Annotated in this window: 17 protein-coding genes; 13 read left to right on the forward strand and 4 right to left on the reverse strand. The window is 70.7% G+C overall.

Annotation, left to right across the window (positions count from 1 at the left end; all coding sequences use genetic code 11):
* Window positions 1–111 precede the first annotated feature (111 nt).
* From yajC to ACIPUC_RS33995, 5 genes are all read left to right on the forward strand, one after another.
* The gene (yajC, locus tag ACIPUC_RS33975; protein WP_446594229.1) at window positions 112–558 is read left to right on the forward strand and encodes a preprotein translocase subunit YajC; all 447 of its coding nucleotides are present in this window, start codon (window positions 112–114) and stop codon (window positions 556–558) included.
* Between the two features lie 156 nt (window positions 559–714).
* Window positions 715–2,523 (forward strand): protein translocase subunit SecD, encoded by a 1,809-nt coding sequence (gene secD / locus ACIPUC_RS33980; RefSeq protein WP_446594230.1) that lies wholly within the window; start codon window positions 715–717, stop codon window positions 2,521–2,523.
* 3 nt (window positions 2,524–2,526) lie between these two features.
* On the forward strand, window positions 2,527–3,585 hold the full coding sequence (gene secF, locus ACIPUC_RS33985; protein ID WP_446594231.1) for a protein translocase subunit SecF: 1,059 nt from the start codon (window positions 2,527–2,529) through the stop codon (window positions 3,583–3,585).
* Window positions 3,582–4,139, forward strand: a complete 558-nt coding sequence (locus ACIPUC_RS33990) for an adenine phosphoribosyltransferase (RefSeq protein ID WP_446594232.1) — start codon at window positions 3,582–3,584, stop codon at window positions 4,137–4,139. Before secF ends, ACIPUC_RS33990 begins: the two co-directional genes overlap by 4 nt.
* Window positions 4,140–4,351: 212 nt before the next feature.
* Window positions 4,352–6,775 (forward strand): RelA/SpoT family protein, encoded by a 2,424-nt coding sequence (locus ACIPUC_RS33995; protein ID WP_446594233.1) that lies wholly within the window; start codon window positions 4,352–4,354, stop codon window positions 6,773–6,775.
* Window positions 6,776–6,847: 72 nt separating this feature from the next.
* On the opposite strand, the gene ACIPUC_RS34000 is transcribed toward ACIPUC_RS33995, so the two are convergent.
* Window positions 6,848–8,077 carry a DUF349 domain-containing protein gene (locus tag ACIPUC_RS34000; RefSeq protein ID WP_446594234.1) on the reverse strand — a complete coding sequence of 410 codons (1,230 nt, stop codon included), beginning with the start codon at window positions 8,075–8,077 and terminating at the stop codon, window positions 6,848–6,850.
* A gap of 194 nt (window positions 8,078–8,271) precedes the next feature.
* Window positions 8,272–9,054, reverse strand: a complete 783-nt coding sequence (locus tag ACIPUC_RS34005; RefSeq protein WP_446594235.1) for a peptidylprolyl isomerase — start codon at window positions 9,052–9,054, stop codon at window positions 8,272–8,274.
* Between the two features lie 153 nt (window positions 9,055–9,207).
* Between ACIPUC_RS34005 and ACIPUC_RS34010 the strand changes: the two genes are divergently transcribed.
* The 4 genes from ACIPUC_RS34010 to ACIPUC_RS34025 all read left to right on the forward strand — a co-directional run bounded on the left by ACIPUC_RS34010 (window position 9,208) and on the right by ACIPUC_RS34025 (window position 13,360).
* Window positions 9,208–9,921 (forward strand): MBL fold metallo-hydrolase, encoded by a 714-nt coding sequence (locus tag ACIPUC_RS34010; RefSeq protein WP_446594236.1) that lies wholly within the window; start codon window positions 9,208–9,210, stop codon window positions 9,919–9,921.
* A 10-nt stretch (window positions 9,922–9,931) separates the two neighbouring features.
* Window positions 9,932–11,191 carry a histidine--tRNA ligase gene (hisS, locus tag ACIPUC_RS34015; RefSeq protein WP_446594237.1) on the forward strand — a complete coding sequence of 420 codons (1,260 nt, stop codon included), beginning with the start codon at window positions 9,932–9,934 and terminating at the stop codon, window positions 11,189–11,191.
* A 118-nt stretch (window positions 11,192–11,309) separates the two neighbouring features.
* On the forward strand, window positions 11,310–11,927 hold the full coding sequence (locus ACIPUC_RS34020; RefSeq protein WP_446594238.1) for a vitamin K epoxide reductase family protein: 618 nt from the start codon (window positions 11,310–11,312) through the stop codon (window positions 11,925–11,927).
* 80 nt (window positions 11,928–12,007) lie between these two features.
* The gene (locus ACIPUC_RS34025; protein ID WP_446594239.1) at window positions 12,008–13,360 is read left to right on the forward strand and encodes a replication-associated recombination protein A; all 1,353 of its coding nucleotides are present in this window, start codon (window positions 12,008–12,010) and stop codon (window positions 13,358–13,360) included.
* A 9-nt stretch (window positions 13,361–13,369) separates the two neighbouring features.
* Here the strand turns inward: ACIPUC_RS34025 and ACIPUC_RS34030 are convergent, their stop codons facing one another.
* Window positions 13,370–14,266 carry a DUF2470 domain-containing protein gene (locus ACIPUC_RS34030; protein WP_446594240.1) on the reverse strand — a complete coding sequence of 299 codons (897 nt, stop codon included), beginning with the start codon at window positions 14,264–14,266 and terminating at the stop codon, window positions 13,370–13,372.
* A 55-nt stretch (window positions 14,267–14,321) separates the two neighbouring features.
* Between ACIPUC_RS34030 and rpsD the strand changes: the two genes are divergently transcribed.
* Window positions 14,322–14,933 carry a 30S ribosomal protein S4 gene (gene rpsD, locus ACIPUC_RS34035; RefSeq protein ID WP_150520470.1) on the forward strand — a complete coding sequence of 204 codons (612 nt, stop codon included), beginning with the start codon at window positions 14,322–14,324 and terminating at the stop codon, window positions 14,931–14,933.
* Window positions 14,934–14,947: 14 nt separating this feature from the next.
* Here the strand turns inward: rpsD and ACIPUC_RS34040 are convergent, their stop codons facing one another.
* Window positions 14,948–17,092 (reverse strand): ATP-binding protein, encoded by a 2,145-nt coding sequence (locus ACIPUC_RS34040; RefSeq protein WP_446594241.1) that lies wholly within the window; start codon window positions 17,090–17,092, stop codon window positions 14,948–14,950.
* 147 nt (window positions 17,093–17,239) lie between these two features.
* On the opposite strand from ACIPUC_RS34040, the gene ACIPUC_RS34045 reads away from it, so the two are divergent.
* From ACIPUC_RS34045 to alaS, 3 genes are read left to right on the forward strand one after another with little or no spacing between them, the layout of a single operon-like run.
* Window positions 17,240–17,668 carry a DUF948 domain-containing protein gene (locus tag ACIPUC_RS34045; RefSeq protein ID WP_446594242.1) on the forward strand — a complete coding sequence of 143 codons (429 nt, stop codon included), beginning with the start codon at window positions 17,240–17,242 and terminating at the stop codon, window positions 17,666–17,668.
* A gap of 6 nt (window positions 17,669–17,674) precedes the next feature.
* Window positions 17,675–18,028, forward strand: coding sequence for a DUF6167 family protein (locus tag ACIPUC_RS34050; protein ID WP_446594243.1), 354 nt, complete (start codon window positions 17,675–17,677; stop codon window positions 18,026–18,028).
* Window positions 18,028–20,697, forward strand: coding sequence for an alanine--tRNA ligase (alaS, locus tag ACIPUC_RS34055; RefSeq protein ID WP_446594244.1), 2,670 nt, complete (start codon window positions 18,028–18,030; stop codon window positions 20,695–20,697). The genes ACIPUC_RS34050 and alaS overlap by 1 nt, the downstream gene beginning before the upstream one ends.
* The last annotated feature ends 2 nt before the right edge of the window (window positions 20,698–20,699 follow it).

Below are 20,699 nucleotides of genomic sequence, written 5' to 3' on the forward strand. Positions count from 1 at the left end.
ATCGGTGCGGACTCGCCTAGACTCCGCCGATGCCGACCCTTCGGGTCGGCATGCCCACCCCCGTAGAAAAGGCCGCCGTCCGCGTGCGGTCGTGCGAAGGATCTCCGTCCCGTGAATCTCCTGACATTCCTCCCGTTCATCGTGCTCATCGGGGCGATGATCCTGATGACCCGTTCCGCGAAGAAGAAGCAGCAGGCGGCCGCGCAGATGCGCGACCAGATGACGCCCGGCACCGGGGTCCGCACCATCGGCGGCATGTACGCCACGGTGAAGGAGATCGGCGACGACACCGTCACCCTCGAGGTGGCTCCCGGCGTCCACGCGATCTTCGCGAAGAACGCCATCGGCGCCGTGCTCGAGGACGCGGAATACAACCGCATCGTCCACGGCACCACCGATGATCTGACCATCGACACGCCGGTCGTCCCCGACGACGCCTCCTCGCTCACCGAGAAGGACGCGGACGAGACCCCGAAGCTCGACCTCGGCAAGAAGGACGAGCCGAAGGACGACGAGCCCAAGGACGGCAAGGCGGACGGCGAGCCCGGCGCGAAGTAGCGCGCGGGCCGGGGACCGCGAGGGCGCCTGATCGGCGGCCGTCGCGGTCCCGGGCAGCGACCCACTTCTGCGGGGGGCAGGGGTCCCCACCACACATTTCGTGGCCGTCCGCGCGCTGACCCGGCGCGGGGCGGTTGGACAGGGAGAAACGACAAGGTGGCAGCACCGAAGAAGGGCCGGCGGCCCACGGGGGCTCAGGGGAGGCCGGGGCGCGCCCTGGCGATCATCCTGATCGCGATGGTGGCGCTCACCGCGGGGATGTTCCTCTCCAAGCAGACGACTCCCCGGCTGGGCATCGACCTCGCCGGCGGCACGAGCATCACGCTCAAGGCCAAGAGCGAGCCCGGCAAGCCGGACGCGATCAACGAGACCAACATGAACACGGCGGTCGGCATCATCGAGCGCCGCGTCAACGGTCTCGGCGTGTCGGAGGCCGAGGTCCAGACGCAGGGCCGCGACCACATCATCGTGAACATCCCCAAGGGGACGAACGAGCAGCAGGCGCGCGAGCAGGTCGGTACCACCGCCCAGCTGTACTTCCGCCCGGTGCTCGCCTTCGCGGACGGCGCCCCCGCCGCTCCCGAGGGCACCCAGAGCCCGAGCCCCTCCGCGAGCGGCTCCGGCGCCCCCAAGGCCGAGGACGGCAAGTCTCCGTCGGCCACCCCGTCGTCCAGCGCCACTTCCCAGGGCCGTGCGCTCAGCGAGGCCCTCAAGGCCCCGAACGCCCCCACTCCCACCCCCTCGGGTAGCGAGTCGAAGAAGGCAGACGACAACAAGGCCGCTCCGACCCCGTCGGGCTCCGCGTCGGGCGCACCGTCGCCGTCCACGCCCCCCACGACCGAGGAGACCGCCGCCGCCGGCCTGCAGGAGGCCTTCGCGAAGCTGGACTGCACCAACGAGGAGCAGCGCGCCGCCGCCGGCAAGGGTGTCAAGCCCGAGGACCCGATGGTGGCCTGCGGCCAGCGCGGCACCGCCTGGGGCAAGTGGATCCTCGGCCCGGCCCAGGTCGACGGCAAGGACGTCAAGGACGCCAAGGGCATCATCGACCCGCAGCGCGGCATGTGGATCGTCACGATGCAGTTCACCGACAAGGGCGCCGACAAGTTCGCCAAGATCACCGGTGAGCTCGCCACCAAGCAGGCCCCGCAGAACCAGTTCGCGATCGTGCTCGACGGCGAGGTCATCTCCGACCCGTCCGTCAGCCAGGCGCTGACCGGCGGCAACGCCGAGATCTCCGGCGGCTTCACCCAGCAGTCCGCGCAGGACCTGGGCAACATGCTCTCGTACGGCGCCCTGCCGCTCTCCTTCAGCGAGGACAGCGTCACCACCGTCACGGCCGCGCTCGGCGGCGAGCAGCTGAAGGCCGGCCTGATCGCCGGTGCCATCGGTCTGCTCCTCGTGGTGATCTACCTGCTGGTGTACTACCGGGGCCTGGCGTTCGTCGCCATCATCAGCCTCCTGGTCTCCGCGATCCTCACGTACACGATCATGGCGCTGCTCGGAAAGGGCATCGGCTTCGCGCTGAACCTGCCCGCCGTCTGCGGTGCGATCGTGGCGATCGGCATCACGGCGGACTCGTTCATCGTGTACTTCGAGCGCATCCGTGACGAGATCCGCGAGGGCCGCACCCTGCGTCCGGCCGTCGAGCGTGCCTGGCCGCGCGCCCGGCGCACCATCCTGGTCTCCGACTTCGTGTCGTTCCTGGCGGCCGCGGTGCTGTTCATCGTCACCGTCGGCAAGGTGCAGGGCTTCGCCTTCACGCTGGGCCTCACCACCCTGCTCGACGTGGTCGTGGTGTTCCTCTTCACCAAGCCGGTCATGACGCTGCTGGCGCGTACGAAGTTCTTCGCCAGCGGTCACCCGTGGTCCGGGCTGGACCCGAAGCGGCTCGGCGCCAAGCCGCCGCTGCGCCGGTCCCGCCGTACCGGTTCCGCACCCGCCCCCGTCGACGCAAAGGAGGCGTGAGAGATGTCGAAGCTGGGAGATCTCGGCGCCAGGCTGTACCGCGGTGAGGTCGGCTACGACTTCGTCGGCAAGCGCTTCATCTGGTACGGCGTTTCCATCCTGATCACCATCACGGCGATCGCGGCCCTGGCCGTTCAGGGCCTCAACATGGGCATCGAGTTCAAGGGCGGTGCCGTCTTCACCACCCCGAAGACGGCCGTCTCCGTCGCCAAGGCGACCGAGGACGCGGAGAAGGCCTCGGGCCACGACGCGATCGTCCAGGAGCTCGGCACCGGCGGCCTGCGGATCCAGATCTCCGGTCTGGACACCGAGTCGGCGACCGACGTGAAGAAGCAGCTGGCCACCGACCTCAAGGTCACCGAGGCCGACATCAACGCGGACCTGGTCGGCCCCAGCTGGGGCGAGCAGATCGCCAACAAGGCCTGGACGGGCCTCGGGATCTTCATGATCCTCGTGGTGATCTACCTGGCCATCGCCTTCGAGTGGCGGATGGCGGTCGCGGCGCTGATCGCGCTGATCCACGACCTCACCATCACCGTCGGCATCTACGCGCTGGTCGGCTTCGAGGTCACCCCCGGTACGGTCATCGGTCTGCTGACGATCCTCGGTTACTCGCTCTACGACACCGTCGTCGTCTTCGACGGTCTCAAGGAGGGGTCGAAGGACATCACCAAGCAGACCCGCTGGACGTACAGCGAGATCGCCAACCGCAGCATCAACGGCACGCTGGTCCGCTCGATCAACACCACGGTCGTGGCGCTTCTGCCGGTCGCGGCCCTGCTCTTCATCGGCGGCGGCCTGCTGGACGCCGGCATGCTGAACGACATCTCGCTGTCGCTGTTCGTCGGCCTGGCGGCCGGTGCGTACTCCTCGATCTTCATCGCGACCCCGCTGGTCGTGGACCTCAAGGAGCGCGAGCCGGCGATGAAGGGCCTGAAGAAGCGGGTGCTCGCGAAGCGGGCGGCCGCGGCGGCGAAGGGCGAGTCCGCGGACGAGGGCTACGACTCCGGTGACGAGCCGCAGGTCGTGGCGCAGGGCCGGCAGCCGGGACGGCGCCGGTGACCGCGTCGCCGCTGTCCGACGGCGTGCGCGAGCTGCTGCTCAGCCGGATCAAGGACGTGGCGGACTACCCGAAGCCGGGCGTGATGTTCAAGGACATCACCCCGCTGCTGGCGGACGCGCAGGCGTTCGCGGCGCTGACGGACGCGCTGGTGGAGCTGGCCGGGCGGTACGGGGCGACGAAGATCGTCGGGCTGGAGGCGCGCGGGTTCATCCTGGCGGCTCCGGTGGCCGTACAGGCCGGGATCGGCTTCGTGCCGGTGCGCAAGGCCGGGAAGCTGCCGGGGGCGACGCTCGCGCAGTCGTACGAGCTGGAGTACGGGACCGCGGCGATCGAGGTTCACGCGGAGGACCTGGCCGCCGGTGACCGGGTCATGGTCATCGACGACGTCCTCGCCACCGGCGGCACCGCCGAAGCCTCGCTCTCGCTGATCCGGCGGGCCGGGGCCGAGGTCGCCGGGGTGGCGGTCCTGATGGAACTGTCGTTCCTCCCGGGCCGGGCCAAGCTGGGCGCGGCGCTCGCGGGTGCCCCGCTGGACGCGCTGATCGTGGTCTGACCTCCTCTGTTTGCCGAGCGGCGGGTATCCGGGTCCTCCCGGATGCCCGCCGCTTCCGTGTGCGGCCCGTCCGCCGGGGCTCCGGCCCGGGCCGGGAGGAGGCTGGGGGAACGGGGGGACGCGAGGCTCGCTACGATGGGTTATCCGGACCGGACACGGGCACCGGATCCTCCCCCGGATACCGTCCGGGGGGACCCCCAGGAGGAGCGCTCTTGCCAGACGAGGTCCAGCCACTCTCCGCCGCGCAGCCCGACCCGCAGGCCGAGCAGGCCACGGCGGCCGCCGCCACGCCCCCGCCGGCCCCGCCGGTCAAGCCCGCGCCGGCGAAGTCGGCCGGGTCCTCCAACCGGGTGCGCGCCCGGCTCGCCCGGCTGGGCGTCCAGCGCTCCAACCCGTACAACCCCGTACTGGAGCCCCTGCTCCGCATAGTCCGCAGCAACGACCCGAAGATCGAGACGGCGACGCTGCGCCAGCTGGAACAGGCCTACCAGGTCGCCGAGCGCTGGCACCGCGGCCAGAAGCGCAAGAGCGGCGACCCGTACATCACCCACCCGCTCGCGGTGACCACCATCCTCGCCGAGCTCGGCATGGACCCGGCCACCCTGATGGCCGGTCTGCTCCACGACACCGTCGAGGACACCGAGTACGGCCTCGAGGACCTGCGCCGCGACTTCGGCGACGCCGTGGCCCTCCTCGTCGACGGCGTCACCAAGCTCGACCGGGTCAAGTTCGGCGAGGCCGCCCAGGCCGAGACCGTCCGCAAGATGGTCGTGGCGATGGCCAAGGACCCCCGGGTCCTCGTGATCAAGCTCGCCGACCGCCTGCACAACATGCGCACCATGCGCTACCTCAAGCGGGAGAAGCAGGAGAAGAAGGCCCGCGAGACCCTCGAGATCTACGCCCCGCTGGCGCACCGCCTGGGCATGAACACGATCAAGTGGGAGCTCGAGGACCTCTCCTTCGCGATCCTCTACCCGAAGATGTACGACGAGATCGTGCGCCTGGTCGCCGAGCGCGCGCCCAAGCGCGACGAGTACCTCGCCGTCGTCACGGACGAGGTGCAGGCCGACCTCAGAGCCGCCCGCATCAAGGCCACCGTCACCGGTCGCCCGAAGCACTACTACAGCGTCTACCAGAAGATGATCGTCCGCGGCCGTGACTTCGCGGAGATCTACGACCTGGTGGGCATCCGCGTCCTCGTCGACACCGTTCGGGACTGCTACGCCGCCCTCGGCACCGTGCACGCGCGATGGAACCCGGTCCCCGGCCGGTTCAAGGACTACATCGCGATGCCCAAGTTCAACATGTACCAGTCGCTCCACACGACGGTCATCGGACCCAGCGGCAAGCCGGTCGAGCTCCAGATCCGCACCTTCGACATGCACCGCCGTGCCGAGTACGGCATCGCCGCGCACTGGAAGTACAAGCAGCAGACCGTCGCGGGCACGTCGAAGGTACGGACCGACGTGCCCCAGGCCGCCAAGGGCAGCGCCGGGCAGGACACGGTCAACGACATGGCCTGGCTGCGCCAGCTGCTCGACTGGCAGAAGGAGACCGAGGACCCGGGCGAGTTCCTCGACTCGCTGCGCTTCGACCTCTCCCGCAACGAGGTCTTCGTCTTCACGCCCAAGGGCGACGTCATAGCGCTGCCGGCCGGGGCCACGCCCGTGGACTTCGCCTACGCCGTCCACACCGAGGTCGGACACCGGACCATAGGGGCCCGGGTCAACGGCCGCCTCGTCCCGCTGGAGTCCACGCTCGACAACGGCGACCTGGTCGAGGTGTTCACCTCCAAGGCCGAGGGCGCCGGACCGTCCCGCGACTGGCTCGGCTTCGTCAAGTCCCCGCGCGCCCGCAACAAGATCCGCGCCTGGTTCTCCAAGGAGCGCCGCGACGAGGCCATCGAGCACGGCAAGGACGCCATCGCGCGGGCCATGCGCAAGCAGAACCTGCCGATCCAGCGCATCCTCACCGGCGACTCCCTGGTCACCCTCGCGCACGAGATGCGCTACCCCGACATCTCCTCCCTGTACGCGGCGATCGGCGAGGGCCACGTGGCCGCGCAGGGCGTCGTACAGAAGCTGGTGCAGGCCCTCGGCGGCGAGGAAGCGGCCAACGAGGACATCGAGGAGTCCATCCCGCCCGCGCGGGCCCGCAGCAAGCGGCGCAGCAACGCCGACCCCGGTGTCGTCGTCAAGGGCGTCGACGACGTGTGGGTCAAGCTGGCCCGCTGCTGCACCCCCGTGCCGGGCGACCCGATCATCGGGTTCGTCACGCGCGGCAGCGGCGTATCGGTTCACCGCGCGGACTGCGTCAACGTCGACTCGCTCTCCCAGCAGCCCGAGCGGATGCTGGAGGTCGAGTGGGCGCCCACCCAGTCCTCGGTCTTCCTGGTCGCCATCCAGGTCGAGGCCCTGGACCGGTCCCGCCTGCTGTCGGACGTCACCCGCGTCCTGTCGGACCAGCACGTGAACATCCTCTCGGCCGCCGTCCAGACCTCCCGCGACCGGGTGGCCACCTCCCGCTTCACCTTCGAGATGGGCGACCCCAAGCACCTGGGCCACGTCCTGAAGGCCGTTCGGGGTGTGGAGGGCGTGTACGACGTCTACCGCGTGACCTCGGCCCGCCGGCCGTAGCCGCAGACGCAAGCGGGCCCCGGTACGGAATCCGTACCGGGGCCCGCTTGCGCGTACCGGGGAGCCGGGGCCTCAGCCGCCGAACTCCTCCAGGCCCTTCAGCGCCTGGTCCAGCAGGGCCTGGCGGCCCTCCAGCTCGCGCGAGAGCTTGTCGGCCTTCGCGTTGTTGCCCGCCGCACGGGCCGCGTCGATCTGCTCACGCAGCTTGTCGACGGCCGCCTGGAGCTGGCCCGTCAGACCGGCCGCGCGCGCCCGCGCCTCCGGGTTCGTACGGCGCCACTCGCCCTCCTCGGCCTCCTGGATGGCCCGCTCCACCGCGTGCATCCGGCCCTCGACCTTCGGCCGGGCGTCCCGCGGCACGTGGCCGATGGCCTCCCAGCGCTCGTTGAGGGAGCGGAACGCGGCACGGGCCGCCTTCAGATCGGTGATCGGGACGAGCTTCTCGGCCTCGTCGGCCAGCTCTTCCTTCAGCTTCAGGTTCTCGATCTGCTCGGCGTCGCGCTCCGCGAAGACCTCGCTGCGCGCCGCGAAGAACACGTCCTGCGCACCGCGGAAACGGTTCCACAGGTCGTCCTCGGCCTCGCGCTGCGCCCGGCCCGCCGCCTTCCAGTCCGCCATCAGCTCGCGGTAGCGGGCGGCCGTGGGACCCCAGTCGGTCGACTTCGACAGCGACTCGGCCTCGGCGACCAGCTTCTCCTTGACCTTGCGGGCATCCTCGCGCTGCGCGTCCAGCGAGGCGAAGTGAGCCTTGCGGCGCTTGGAGAACGCGGAGCGCGCGTGCGAGAAGCGGTGCCACAGCTCGTCGTCCGACTTGCGGTCCAGGCGCGGCAGACCCTTCCAGATGTCCACCAGGGCGCGCAGCCGCTCGCCCGCGCTGCGCCACTGGTCGCTCTGCGCCAGCTGCTCGGCCTCGACGACCAGCGCGTCCTTGGCCGCGCGGGCCTCGTCCGTCTGCTTGGCCTTCTGGGCCTTGCGCTCCTCGCGCCGCGACTCGACGGTCGCGACCAGCTTGTCCAGCCGTACGCGCAGCGCGTCGAGGTCACCCACGGCGTGGTGCTCGTCGACCTGCGTGCGCAGGTGGTCGATCGCCGTCTGTGCGTCCTTGGCGGACAGATCGGTGGTCCGCACCCGCTTTTCGAGGAGGCCGATTTCCACCACCAGGCCCTCGTACTTGCGCTCGAAATAGGCCAGGGCCTCCTCAGGGGTGCCCGCCTGCCACGAACCGACGACCTTTTCGCCATCGGCAGTACGCACGTACACGGTGCCCGTCTCGTCGACTCGGCCCCACGGGTCGCTGCTCACAGCGCCTCCTCCACCTGATGCCTTGCGAGGGGTTCACCCCCTGGGCATCGTCCACAGTTTCCTGGGGCGGGCCGCGCCCGCCCTGCACAACGCAAACATAGGCGACCGCCGGGCCGGCTGTCCGCATCCCGCACGACGGAATATCGACGTAGGGGCGGGATGCGGGCCGCCGGGCCCGTGGCAGCGGCTTCCGGTCAGTTCTGGGTGACGGTGCCCTTCTCGATCTTCACTTCGTTCTTCGGGGCCCCGTCCTGGCCGCCGTCGGCCGTACCGGCCTTGGCGATCTCCTCCAGGACCTTCATGCCCGCCGCGTCGATCTTGCCGAACGGGGTGTACGAGGGCGCCAGCGGGCTGTCCTTGTAGACCAGGAAGAACTGGCTGCCGCCCGAGCCGGGCTGGCCGGTGTTGGCCATCGCGACCGTGCCCGCCGGGTAGACGACCTGGCCCTGTTCGTTCGCCTTGCCCAGGGCGTCGAGGTTCTCGTCCGGGATGTTGTAGCCGGGGCCGCCCGTGCCGGTGCCCTCCGGGTCGCCGCACTGGAGCACGAAGATCCCGCTGGACGTCAGCCGGTGGCACTTGGTGTTGTCGAAGTAGCCCTTGTCGGCGAGCGACTTGAAGGAGTTCACGGTCTGCGGGGTCTTCGCCGCGTCCATCGTGAAACTGATGTCGCCCGCGCCGGTCTTCAGGGCGAAGGTGTACTTGGCCTTCTGGTCGATGGCCATCTCGGGCGACGGGGACTGCTTCGGCGAGGGCGAGGCCGACGGGTTGGCGGCCGGGTCCGCCGCCTGGTCCTTCGGGCCCTTGTCGAAGACGCCGCCCACGATGAGGCCGACCAGCGTCGCGACCACCACGGCCACCGCCGCGCCGATCACGGCCGCCCGTCGGCGCGCCTTCTGCCGGGCCTCGGCCCGGCGCTTCTGCTGGCGCTCGTACTTCTCCTTGGCGAGCTGTCGCCGCCGCTGATCGCTCGTGACCACCGGGTCGTCTCCTTGTGCGTCTCTGGTACCGCTGTCCGGGCTGGGTTAGGCCGTACCGTATATGGGTTCGCTGTGTGATGAGGGGCGCCGGTAGGCTCTGAGCAGCAGCATTCCGATCTGCAGCCTCCCGCCGGACGACGATTGAGGACGAACGTGCTGATTGCCGGGTTCCCCGCCGGGGCCTGGGGGACCAACTGTTACCTGGTCGCCCCCGCCGCCGGTGAGGAGTGCGTCATCATCGACCCGGGCCACCAGGCCGTCCAGGGTGTCGAGGAGACGCTGAAGAAGCATCGGCTCAAGCCCGTCGCGGTCGTGCTGACCCATGGCCACATCGATCATGTGGCCTCGGTCGTCCCGGTGTGCGGAGCACACGACGTACCGGCCTGGATCCACCCCGAGGACCGCTACATGATGAGCGACCCGGAGAAGGCCCTCGGCCGTTCCATCGGGATGCCGCTCATGGGCGAGCTCACCGTGGGCGAGCCGGACGACGTCCGCGAGCTGACCGACGGCGCCGCCCTGAAGCTGGCCGGGATGGACTTCTCCGTGGCGCACGCGCCGGGGCATACCAAGGGGTCGGTGACCTTCCGGATGCCGGAGGCCCCGGACATCCCGTCCGTGTTCTTCTCCGGTGACCTGCTCTTCGCCGGCTCCATCGGACGCACCGACCTGCCCGGCGGCTCCCACGCCGAGATGCTCGAGTCGCTGGGCCGCGTGTGCCTGCCGCTCGACGACTCGACCGTGGTGCTGTCCGGCCACGGTCCCCAGACCACCATCGGCCGCGAGCGCGCCGCCAACCCGTACTTGCGGGAAGTGGCCGCCGGCCTGGCAGCGGATCCGACAGCCGCTCCACGACGAGGAATGTGACGAGAGTTTCGTGGCTACTTTTCAGGCCCCCAAGGGCACGTACGACCTGATCCCGCCGGTCTCCGTGAAGTACCTGGCGGTGCGCGAGGCCATCTCCGCGCCCCTGAGGAACTCGGGCTACGGCTACATCGAGACGCCGGGCTTCGAGGACGTCGGCCTCTTCGCCCGCGGAGTGGGCGAGTCCACCGACATCGTCTCCAAGGAGATGTACGCCTTCGAGACCAAGGGCGGCGACCAGCTCGCCCTGCGCCCCGAGGGCACGGCGTCGGTCCTGCGCGCGGCGCTGGAGGCGAGCCTGCACAAGAAGGGCAACCTGCCGGTCAAGCTCTGGTACTCGGGCTCGTACTACCGCTACGAGAAGCCGCAGAAGGGCCGCTACCGCCACTTCTCGCAGGTCGGTGCCGAGGCGATCGGCGCCGAGGACCCGGCCCTGGACGCCGAGCTGATCATCCTGGCCGACCAGGCGTACCGCTCGCTGGGCCTGCGCAACTTCCGGATCCTGCTGAACTCGCTGGGCGACAAGGAGTGCCGCCCGGTGTACCGGGAGGCGCTGCAGGGCTTCCTGCGCGGACTCGACCTCGACGAGGAGACCGTCCGCCGGGCCGACATCAACCCCCTGCGGGTGCTCGACGACAAGCGGGCAGACGTGCAGAAGCAGCTGGTCGGCGCGCCGGTGCTGCGGGACTACCTGTGCGACGCGTGCAAGGCGTACCACGAGGAGGTCCGGGCGCTGATCACGGCGGCCGGGGTCGCCTTCGAGGACGACGAGAAGCTGGTGCGCGGGCTCGACTACTACACGCGGACCACCTTCGAGTTCGTCCACGACGGCCTGGGATCGCAGTCCGCGGTCGGCGGCGGAGGGCGCTACGACGGCCTGTCCGAGATGATCGGCGGCCCGGCGCTGCCGTCCGTGGGCTGGGCCCTGGGCGTCGACCGCACGGTGCTGGCGCTCGAGGCCGAGGGCGTCGAGCTGGACATCCCGGCGTCGACCTCGGTGTTCGCCGTGGCGCTGGGCGAGGCCAAGCCGACCCTGTTCGGGCTGGTGACCCAGCTGCGCAAGGCCGGTATCGCGGCGGACATGTCCTACGGCGGCAAGGGCCTCAAGGGCGCCATGAAGGACGCGAACCGCAGCGGTGCGCGCTTCGCGGTCGTCGCGGGCGACCGCGACCTTGCCGACGGCGTCGTGCAGCTGAAGGACATGGAGTCCGGCGACCAGGCCGCCGTGCCGGTCGCCGAGCTCGTCGAGACGGTCCGGGCGCGCCTCGCCTGACGGCAGCGGTACCCGAAGGACGGCGGGGCCGGGGACGTTTCCCCGGCCCCGCCCGTTCACAGCGGCGTACGGCACAATGGCCGGTGCTTGTTGACCTTGCAGATGTGGAGCGGGCGGTATGACGACACGCAGTACGGACACGGACACCGCCCCGGGGAACACCGTCGGGGGCAGCCGGGCCCTGGCCCTGCTGCTGGTGATCACGGGGGCCGCGGGCCTCCTCGCCGCCTGGGTGATCACGATCGACAAGTTCAAGCTGCTCGAGGACCCGAACTTCGTCCCGGGCTGCAGCCTGAACCCGATCGTCTCCTGCGGCAACATCATGACGAGCGACCAGGCCGCCGTCTTCGGCTTCCCGAACCCCATGCTCGGGCTGGTCTCGTACGGCATCGTGATCTGCGTCGGCATGAGCCTGCTCGCCGGGGCCCGGTTCCGCCGCTGGTACTGGCTGACGCTGAACGCGGGCACCCTCTTCGGCGTCGTGTTCTGCGCCTGGCTGACCTACCAGTCGCTGTACAACATCAGCTCGCTCTGCCTGTGGTGCTGCCTGGCCTGGGTCGCCACGATCCTGATGTTCTGGTACGTCACCTCGCACAACGTGCGCCAGGGCCTGCTGCCCGCGCCGGGCTGGCTGAAGCGCTTCCTCGACGAGTTCACCTGGGTGCTCCCGGTGCTGCACATCGGGGTCATCGGAATGCTGGTCCTGACGCGCTGGTGGGATTTCTGGACCTCCTGACGGGCCTCCCGAGGGCCGTCCCGACGGCCCTCCTGACCGGGCGCGGCGGGACTGTCGGTGGCCTCGCATAGGCTTCCTGTGTGGAACCAGACCTGTTCACCGCCGCTGCCGAAGACCGCCGGGAGAAGGACCCCTCGACCTCTCCGCTCGCCGTCCGGATGCGCCCGCGCACCCTGGACGAGGTCGTCGGCCAGCAGCACCTGCTGAAGCCCGGCTCACCGCTGCGGCGCCTGGTCGAGGAGGGGGCCGGCGGTCCGGCCGGTGCCTCCTCGGTGATCCTCTGGGGCCCGCCGGGCATCGGAAAGACGACCCTCGCGTACGTGGTCAGCCAGGCCACGCAGAAGCGGTTCGTGGAACTGTCCGCCATCACGGCGGGCGTCAAAGAGGTGCGGGCGGTCATCGAGGGCGCCAAACGCGCGGCCGGCGGCTACGGCAAGGACACCGTCCTCTTCCTCGACGAGATCCACCGCTTCAGCAAGGCACAGCAGGACTCGCTGCTCCCGGCCGTCGAGAACCGCTGGGTCACGCTGATCGCGGCCACCACCGAGAACCCGTACTTCTCGATCATCTCCCCGCTGCTGTCGCGCTCCCTGCTGCTGACGCTGGAGCCGCTGACGGACGAGGACCTGAGCGCGCTGATGCGCCGGGCGCTCACGGAGGAGCGCGGCCTGGGCGGGGCGGTCACCCTGCCCGCGGACGCCGAGGCGCACCTGCTGCGGATCGCCGGCGGCGACGCCCGGCGGGCGCTCACCGCGCTGGAGGCGGGGGCCGGGGCGGCCATCGCCAAGGGCGAGCAGGAGATCACCCTCCAGACGGTGGAGGAGGCGGTCGACCGCGCCGCCGTCCGCTACGACCGGGACGGCGACCAGCACTACGACGTGGCGAGCGCGCTGATCAAGTCGATCCGCGGCTCGGACGTCGACGCGGCGCTGCACTATCTGGCCCGGATGATCGAGGCGGGGGAGGACCCGCGGTTCATCGCGCGACGCCTGATGATCTCGGCGAGCGAGGACATCGGCCTGGCGGACCCGACGGCCCTGCCGCTCGCGGTGGCCGCCGCTCAGGCGGTGGCGATGATCGGCTTCCCGGAGGCCGCGCTGACCCTCTCGCACGCCACCATCGCGCTGGCGCTGGCCCCGAAGTCGAACACCGCCACGACCGCGATCGGCGCGGCACTGGCCGACGTGCGGGCAGGGCTGGCCGGCTCCGTGCCGACGCACCTGAGGGACGGGCACTACAAGGGCGCGGCGAAGCTGGGGCACGCGGTGGGATACGTGTACCCGCACGACGTGCCGGGGGGCATCGCGGCCCAGCAGTACGCGCCGGATGCGGTGCACGGAAAGCGGTATTACGAGCCGACGCGGTACGGGGCGGAAGCCCGCTACGCGGATGTGGTGGAGAAGGTGCGGGAGCGGCTGCGCGGCGGGTCCTGACCTGCGGAGCTACCGCTGGGAGGTGTCCCCGGCCGCCGCGAAGAGGCTCCGCATCGCACGGCGCAGGCCGCAGATGTCCGCCACCGGTTCGGGGAAGTCGAAGCGGGCGTCGAAGGAACCGGTCGCGCCGCCCGAGAAGCGCACGCGCAGGCCGAGGCGGTCCAGGGCGAGCGGGGTGGCGGTCATGCCGTCCGCCGCCCGCCCGCCCAGCAGGCCGCACAGCTCCCCGACCCGGTCGGAGTGGGAGGAGGCCAGGTGCTGCAGGAGCTCCGCCTCGTGCCCGGCCACCGGGTCCGGCTCCGCGGCGGCCAGGTCCTCCGGGTCCACGTGCTCGGCACCCCACAGGTCGTCCACCGAGATCTCGCCGACCTCCAGGCGGAGCAGCACGTACGCGGGGCGGCCCTCCATCCCCAGCAGCTCACCCACCGGCTGCCGCTCCGCGAGCAGCGCCGCGCAGGCCGCGCGGTCCGTCCCGCGTACCCGCGTCAGCCAGCCGGCCAGCCACGCACGGCCTCGGATACGATGAGGCACGGACACCGGCGCCACATCCGTGATCTCGATCACGGCCGTGAGGTCGTCGTCCTGGGCGTGAGCGGCTGCCCTGGCAGCCGCGGATTCCGCGGAAACAAGGAGAATCACGTCCCCGTCCGGGGTGACGGTCCGTGCGGCCGGCATCCCTGTCCCGAACTCGTCGGGCCCGTGACTGTCACGAGCACCCGGCAGCGTGAGGGATACTGAGGCGTTGGACTCTACGAGGGTTCGTACGCGTTCGGCTCCGGTGAGCTGCCGAACGCCTTCCCTGGGACGCGGCTGACCTTGCTTATCGTCGCCGAAAGCAGATTCTGTTCCGTTGGAATCTGAACTTCGGTGCGCACTGGGCAGGGGGATCCCATGTGGTCGAGACATTACGTCCTCCTCGCTAAGGTAAGCCTCACCTAACTTACATGGAGGTAGGTTCCACGTGAACCAGAAGCGACCCAAGGTCAAGAAGTCGCGTGCCCTCGGCATTGCGCTGACCCCGAAGGCCGTCAAGTACTTCGAGGCCCGCCCCTACCCGCCGGGCGAGCACGGCCGTGGCCGCAAGCAGAACTCGGACTACAAGGTTCGTCTGCTGGAGAAGCAGCGTCTGCGCGCGCAGTACGACATCTCCGAGCGTCAGATGGCCCGCGCGTACGACCGCGCCAAGAAGGCCGAAGGCAAGACGGGCGAGGCGCTTGTCGTCGAGCTCGAGCGTCGCCTCGACGCCCTGGTTCTGCGTTCGGGCATCGCCCGCACCATCTACCAGGCCCGCCAGATGGTCGTTCACGGCCACATCGAGGTCAACGGTGGCAAGGTCGACAAGCCGTCGTTCCGTGTCCGCCCGGACGACGTCGTCACCGTGCGCGAGCGCAGCCGCGAGAAGGTTCCGTTCCAGGTTGCCCGCGAGGGTGGCTACGCAGGCGAGGGCGAGACCCCGCGCTACCTGCAGGTCAACCTGAAGGCCCTGGCCTTCCGCCTGGACCGCGACCCGAACCGCAAGGAAATCCCGGTCATCTGCGACGAGCAGCTCGTCGTCGAGTACTACGCCCGCTGATGCAGGCATAGGCCTCACAGGCTGGTGGAAACCCGCCGTCCCCTTCCGGGGCGGCGGGTTTTTCCGTCCTCCGGATCCACCGGCCCGTGCTGCGCCCGCACGACCACGGCCTCCCGGCTCAGCGCCCGCCCCTCGGCCGCGTACGCCGCGTAGCGCTCGGCCCCCAGCAGCTCGCCCGCCCGCTCCTGGCACATCAGCCGCGGCGCGTTGAAGTACCCCGAGCCGAACAGCCGCAGGCCCACCGCGCCCCACATCGGCTCCGCCGCGCCCTGCAGCACCGCCGCCTCCGCCGGATCGCCCTCGGCGACCGCGACCAGCGCGAGCAGCTCCAGTGCCAGCACCAGCCCCACCAGGTCGTGGAAGGCGTGGTTGATCGCCACGCACTCGGTCAGCAGCTGCCGCGCCTCGTCCGCCGCCCCCGCGTCCAGTGCCGCGTACGCGAGGACGTACAGGGCGTAGGCCTTCGTCCAGCGCTCCCCGCGCTCCTCGCAGATCTCCCGCACCTCCCGGCACAGCGACAGCGCCCCGGCCTGCTCCCCCTGGAAGGCGAGCGCCATCGCCAGCTCCACCTGGCACATCAGCACGTTGCTGTTCAGCTCCCCGGCGTCCCGGTACCGCTCCAGCGCCTGGCCCAGCAGCTCTGCGGCCCGCGCCATGTCGTCCGAGACCAGCGCCAGACAGCCCAGCCGGTGCACCGCGTACGCCGCGGCGAGGGGGTTTCCGCTGCGCGCGGCCGCGTCCCGGCACTCGTACAGCGCGCTCAGGGAGGCCACCGAGTCGCCCTGCAGGGCCGCGACGTACCCCAGCACCCACAGCGCCTTCAGCCGCGAGTTCTCGTACTCCGCCGGCTGGTCCGCGTCCTCCAGGGCCCGCTCCAGCCAGTGCCGGCCCTCCGTGAGCCGGCCGCAGCCCGCCCAGTAGAACCACAGGGTCCCCGCCAGGTACCGGCCCAGGTGGACCTCGTCCGGGTCGTCCAGGGAGCACTCCAGGGCGAGGCGCAGGTTCGGCAGCTCCGTCTCCACCAGCGCCGCCACCTCCGCCTGCCGCGGGCTGAACCAGTCCAGCTCGCACCAGGTCGCCAGGCCCACGTACCAGTCCCGGTGCCGCCGCCGCAGCCGGCCCGCGTCACCCAGCGACTCCAGCCAGCCCGCCCCGTACATCCGTACGGTCTCCAGCATCCGGTAGCGCACACCGGCCGGCGTCTCCTCCCGCAGCAGGAGGGACTGGGCCAGGAGCTCCCCGACCAGGTCCAGCACGTTCTCCACCCGCAGGTCCGGACCCGCGCACACGTACTCGGCGGCATCGAGGTCGAACGGCCCGGCGAAGACCGACAGCCGCGCCCACAGCAGCCGCTCCGCGGCCGTGCACAGCTCGTGGCTCCAGCCGATCGCCGTACGCAGCGCCCGGTGGCGGGGGAGCGCCCCGCGCGAGCCTCCGGTCAGCAGGGCGAAGCGGTCCTCGAGGCGGGCCAGCACCTGCGCGGGGGACAGCGCCCGCAGCCGGCCCGCCGCCAGCTCGAGGGCGAGCGGGATCCCGTCGAGGCGGGCGCACAGCTCGGTCAGCTCGGCGCGGTTCGCCTCGGTCACCGCGAAGGCCGGGTCGGCGGCGCGGGCCCGGGCCGCCAGCAGGGCCAGCGCCTCCTCCGGGGCCGGCGGGGCCAGCGGGAGGACCAGCTCCCCGTCCAGGTCCAGCGGCCGCCGGCCCGCCGCGAGCACCCGCAGGCCGGGGGAGCCCCGCAGCAGCTCCCGTACCAGCCCGGCCGCCTCGGCGACGAGCTGCTCGAAGCCGTCCAGGACCAGCAGCAGCCGCCGCCCGGCCAGGTGCTCGGCCAGGACGGTCCGGGGCGGCCGGGTGGTGTGATCGGTCAGCCCGAGGGCCTCCGAGACGGTCAGCTCCAGCAGTGCCGGATCCCGTACGGTCGCCAGTTCGACCAGCCACACGCCGTCGCAGGAGCGTTCCTGCGCGGCGTCCGCCTGGGCGCGGGCCGCGGCGAGCACCAGCCGGGACTTGCCCACTCCGCCCGTCCCGGTCACCGTCACCAGCCGTGAGGACTCCAGGAGCCGTCCCACCTCGGCGAGTTCGGCACCCCGGCCGACGAAGCCGCTCAGCTCCGAGGGAAGATTGCCGTACGCGGTGCGGGGAAGGCGTCTCTGGCGCATGGGACACGGAGGGTACTGCTCCGAACGCGCTGCGTACAAGACGAGCGTGCCGACCCCGGAAATCGGGTACGGCGGCGGATCCCCGGCGCGATAGGGTCGGGGGAGACTTTTCTCCGTAGATTTTCTAGGCGCAGGGAGCGGTGCAACGTGTCCGGTGGAGAGGTGGCCGGGATCCTCGTGGCCGTCTTCTGGGCCATCCTGGTCTCCTTCCTCGCCGTCGCGCTGGCGAGGCTGGCGCAGGTGCTCAAGGCGACCACCAAGCTGGTGGCGGAGGTGACGGAGCAGGCCGTCCCGCTGCTGGCGGACGCCTCCACGACCGTCCGCTCCGCGCGCACCCAGCTGGACCGGGTCGACGCCATCGCGAGCGACGTCCAGGAGGTCACCTCCAACGCCTCCGCGCTCTCCTCCACGGTGGCCTCCACCTTCGGGGGACCGCTGGTCAAGGTCGCGGCCTTCGGGTACGGCGTCCGCCGGGCGCTGGGCCGGACGGACGACGCGCCCGCGAAGACCACCAGGCGAACCGTGATCGCCGGCCGTACCGTGCCGGCGGCCCGCCGCCGGAAGCAGAAGGGCTGACCGCCGATGTTCCGCCGAGCCTTCTGGTTCACCGCAGGCGCCGCCGCCGGTGTGTGGGCCACCACCAAGGTCAACCGCCAGCTCAAGAAGCTGACGCCGGAGAGCCTTGCCGCCCAGGCCGCCGACAAGGCCGTGGAGGCGGGTCACCGCCTCAAGGACTTCGCCCTCGACGTCAAGGCGGGAATGACGCAGCGCGAGGACGAGCTGAACGATGCACTGGGGCTGCACAGCGACCCCGACCGGCCCGACAACGTCACCGCCCTCCCCGGGCCCCGGCGGCTGCGCGCCATCGAGCACGACAAGACCAACCACCGATCGAACCACTCGACGGTCACGTACAACCGGAATGAGGACCACTGATGGAGTCGGCTGAAATCCGCCGCCGCTGGCTGAGCTTCTTCGAGGAGCGCGGTCACACCGTTGTCCCTTCGGCGTCGCTCATCGCGGACGACCCGACTCTGCTGCTGGTCAACGCGGGCATGGTCCCCTTCAAGCCCTACTTCCTCGGCGAGACCAAGCCCCCGGCCCCCCGCGCCACCAGCGTGCAGAAGTGCGTCCGTACCCCGGACATCGAAGAGGTCGGCAAGACCACCCGCCACGGCACGTTCTTCCAGATGTGCGGCAACTTCTCCTTCGGCGACTACTTCAAGGAAGGCGCCATCGAGTACGCCTGGGAGCTGCTCACCGGCTCCGTGGCGGACGGCGGCTACGGCCTGGATCCGGAGAAGCTCTGGATCACCGTCTACCTCGACGACGACGAGGCCGAGCAGATCTGGCGCGAGAAGATCGGCGTCCCCGCCGAGCGCATCCAGCGCCTGGGCAAGAAGGACAACTTCTGGTCCATGGGCGTCCCCGGCCCCTGCGGCCCCTGCTCGGAGATCAACTACGACCGCGGCCCGGAGTTCGGAGTCGAGGGCGGCCCGGCCGTCAACGACGAGCGCTACGTGGAGATCTGGAACCTGGTCTTCATGCAGTACGAGCGCGGCGCCGGCGACGGGAAGGAAGACTTCCCGATCCTCGGCGACCTGCCGTCGAAGAACATCGACACGGGTCTGGGCCTCGAGCGTCTCGCCATGATCCTGCAGGGCGTGCAGAACATGTACGAGACCGACACCCTGCGCGTGGTCATGGACAAGGCCACCGAGCTGACCGGAGTCCAGTACGGCGCGGCCAAGGACACCGACGTGTCCATGCGCGTGGTCGCCGACCACATCCGCACCTCCGTCATGCTCATCGGCGACGGCGTGACCCCCGGCAACGAGGGCCGCGGCTACGTGCTGCGCCGCATCATGCGCCGCGCCATCCGCAACATGCGCCTCATGGGTGCCACGGGTCCGGTCGTCCAGGACCTCGTCGACGTCGTGATCAACACGATGGGGCAGCAGTACCCGGAGCTCGTCACCGACCGCAAGCGCATCGAGACCGTCGCGCTCGCCGAAGAGGCCGCCTTCCTCAAGGCCGTCCGCGGCGGCACTAACATCCTCGACACCGCCATCACCGAGACCAAGGCCACCGGTGGCACGGTCCTGTCCGGCGACAAGGCGTTCCTGCTCCACGACACCTGGGGCTTCCCGATCGACCTCACCCTGGAGATGGCCGCCGAACAGGGCCTCTCGGTGGACGAGTCCGGCTTCCGCCGGCTCATGCAGGAGCAGAAGGACAAGGCCAAGGCCGACGCCAAGGCCAAGAAGACCGGCCACGCCGACGTCTCCTCGTACCGCGAGATCGCCGACAACGCCGGCGCCACCGAGTTCACCGGTTACGCCACCACCCAGGGCGAGTCCACCATCGTCGGCCTGCTGGTCAACGGCGTCTCCGCGCCCGCCGCCTCCGAGGGCGACGACGTCGAGGTCGTCCTCGACCGCACCCCCTTCTACGCCGAGGGCGGCGGCCAGCTCGCCGACCAGGGCCGCATCAAGCTCGACTCCGGCGCCGTCATCGTCGTCCGCGACGTCCAGCAGCCGGTCCCCGGCGTCTCCGTGCACAAGGGCTCCGTCCAGGTCGGCGAGGTGACCGTGGGCGCCTCCGCGTACGCCGCCATCGACGTCCACCGCCGCCGGGCCATCGCCCGTGCCCACTCGGCCACGCACCTGACGCACCAGGCGCTGCGCGACGCCCTCGGCCCGACGGCCGCCCAGGCCGGCTCCGAGAACTCGCCGGGCCGCTTCCGCTTCGACTTCGGTTCCCCGAACGCCGTACCCGGCACGGTCCTCACCGACGTCGAGCAGAAGATCAACGACGTGCTCTCGCGCGAGCTGGACGTCACCGCCGAGATCATGAGCATCGACGAGGCGAAGAAGCAGGGCGCCATCGCCGAGTTCGGCGAGAAGTACGGCGAGCGCGTGCGCGTCGTCACCATCGGCGACTTCTCCAAGGAGCTGTGCGGCGGCACGCACGTCGGCAACACCGCCCAGCTGGGCCTGGTCAAGCTGCTCGGCGAGTCCTCCATCGGCTCCGGCGTGCGCCGTGTCGAGGCCCTCGTGGGTGCGGACGCGTACAACTTCCTCGCCAAGGAGCACACGGTCGTCGCCCAGCTCCAGGAGCTGGTCAAGGGCCGTCCGGAGGAGCTTCCGGAGAAGATCGCCTCCATGCTCGGCAAGCTGAAGGACGCCGAGAAGGAGATCGAGAAGTTCCGCGCGGAGAAGGTCCTCCAGGCCGCCGCCGGGCTCGCCGAGAACGCCCAGGACATCCGCGGTGTCGCGCTCGTCGTGGGCACCGTGCCGGACGGCACGGGCGCCGACGACCTGCGCAAGCTGGTCCTCGACGTCCGCGGCCGCATCCAGGGCGACCGCCCGGCCGTCGTGGCCCTGTTCACCACGGCGAACGACCGCCCGCTGACCGTCATCGCCACCAACGAGGCCGCCCGCGAGCGCGGTCTCAAGGCCGGCGACCTGGTCCGTACGGCCGCCAAGACCCTCGGTGGCGGCGGTGGCGGCAAGCCGGACGTCGCCCAGGGCGGCGGCCAGAACCCGGGCGCCATCCCGGAGGCCATCAGCGCCGTCGAGCGTCTCGTCGTAGAGACGGCCTGACG

This window comes from Streptomyces sp. LARHCF249, from assembly GCF_052871255.1.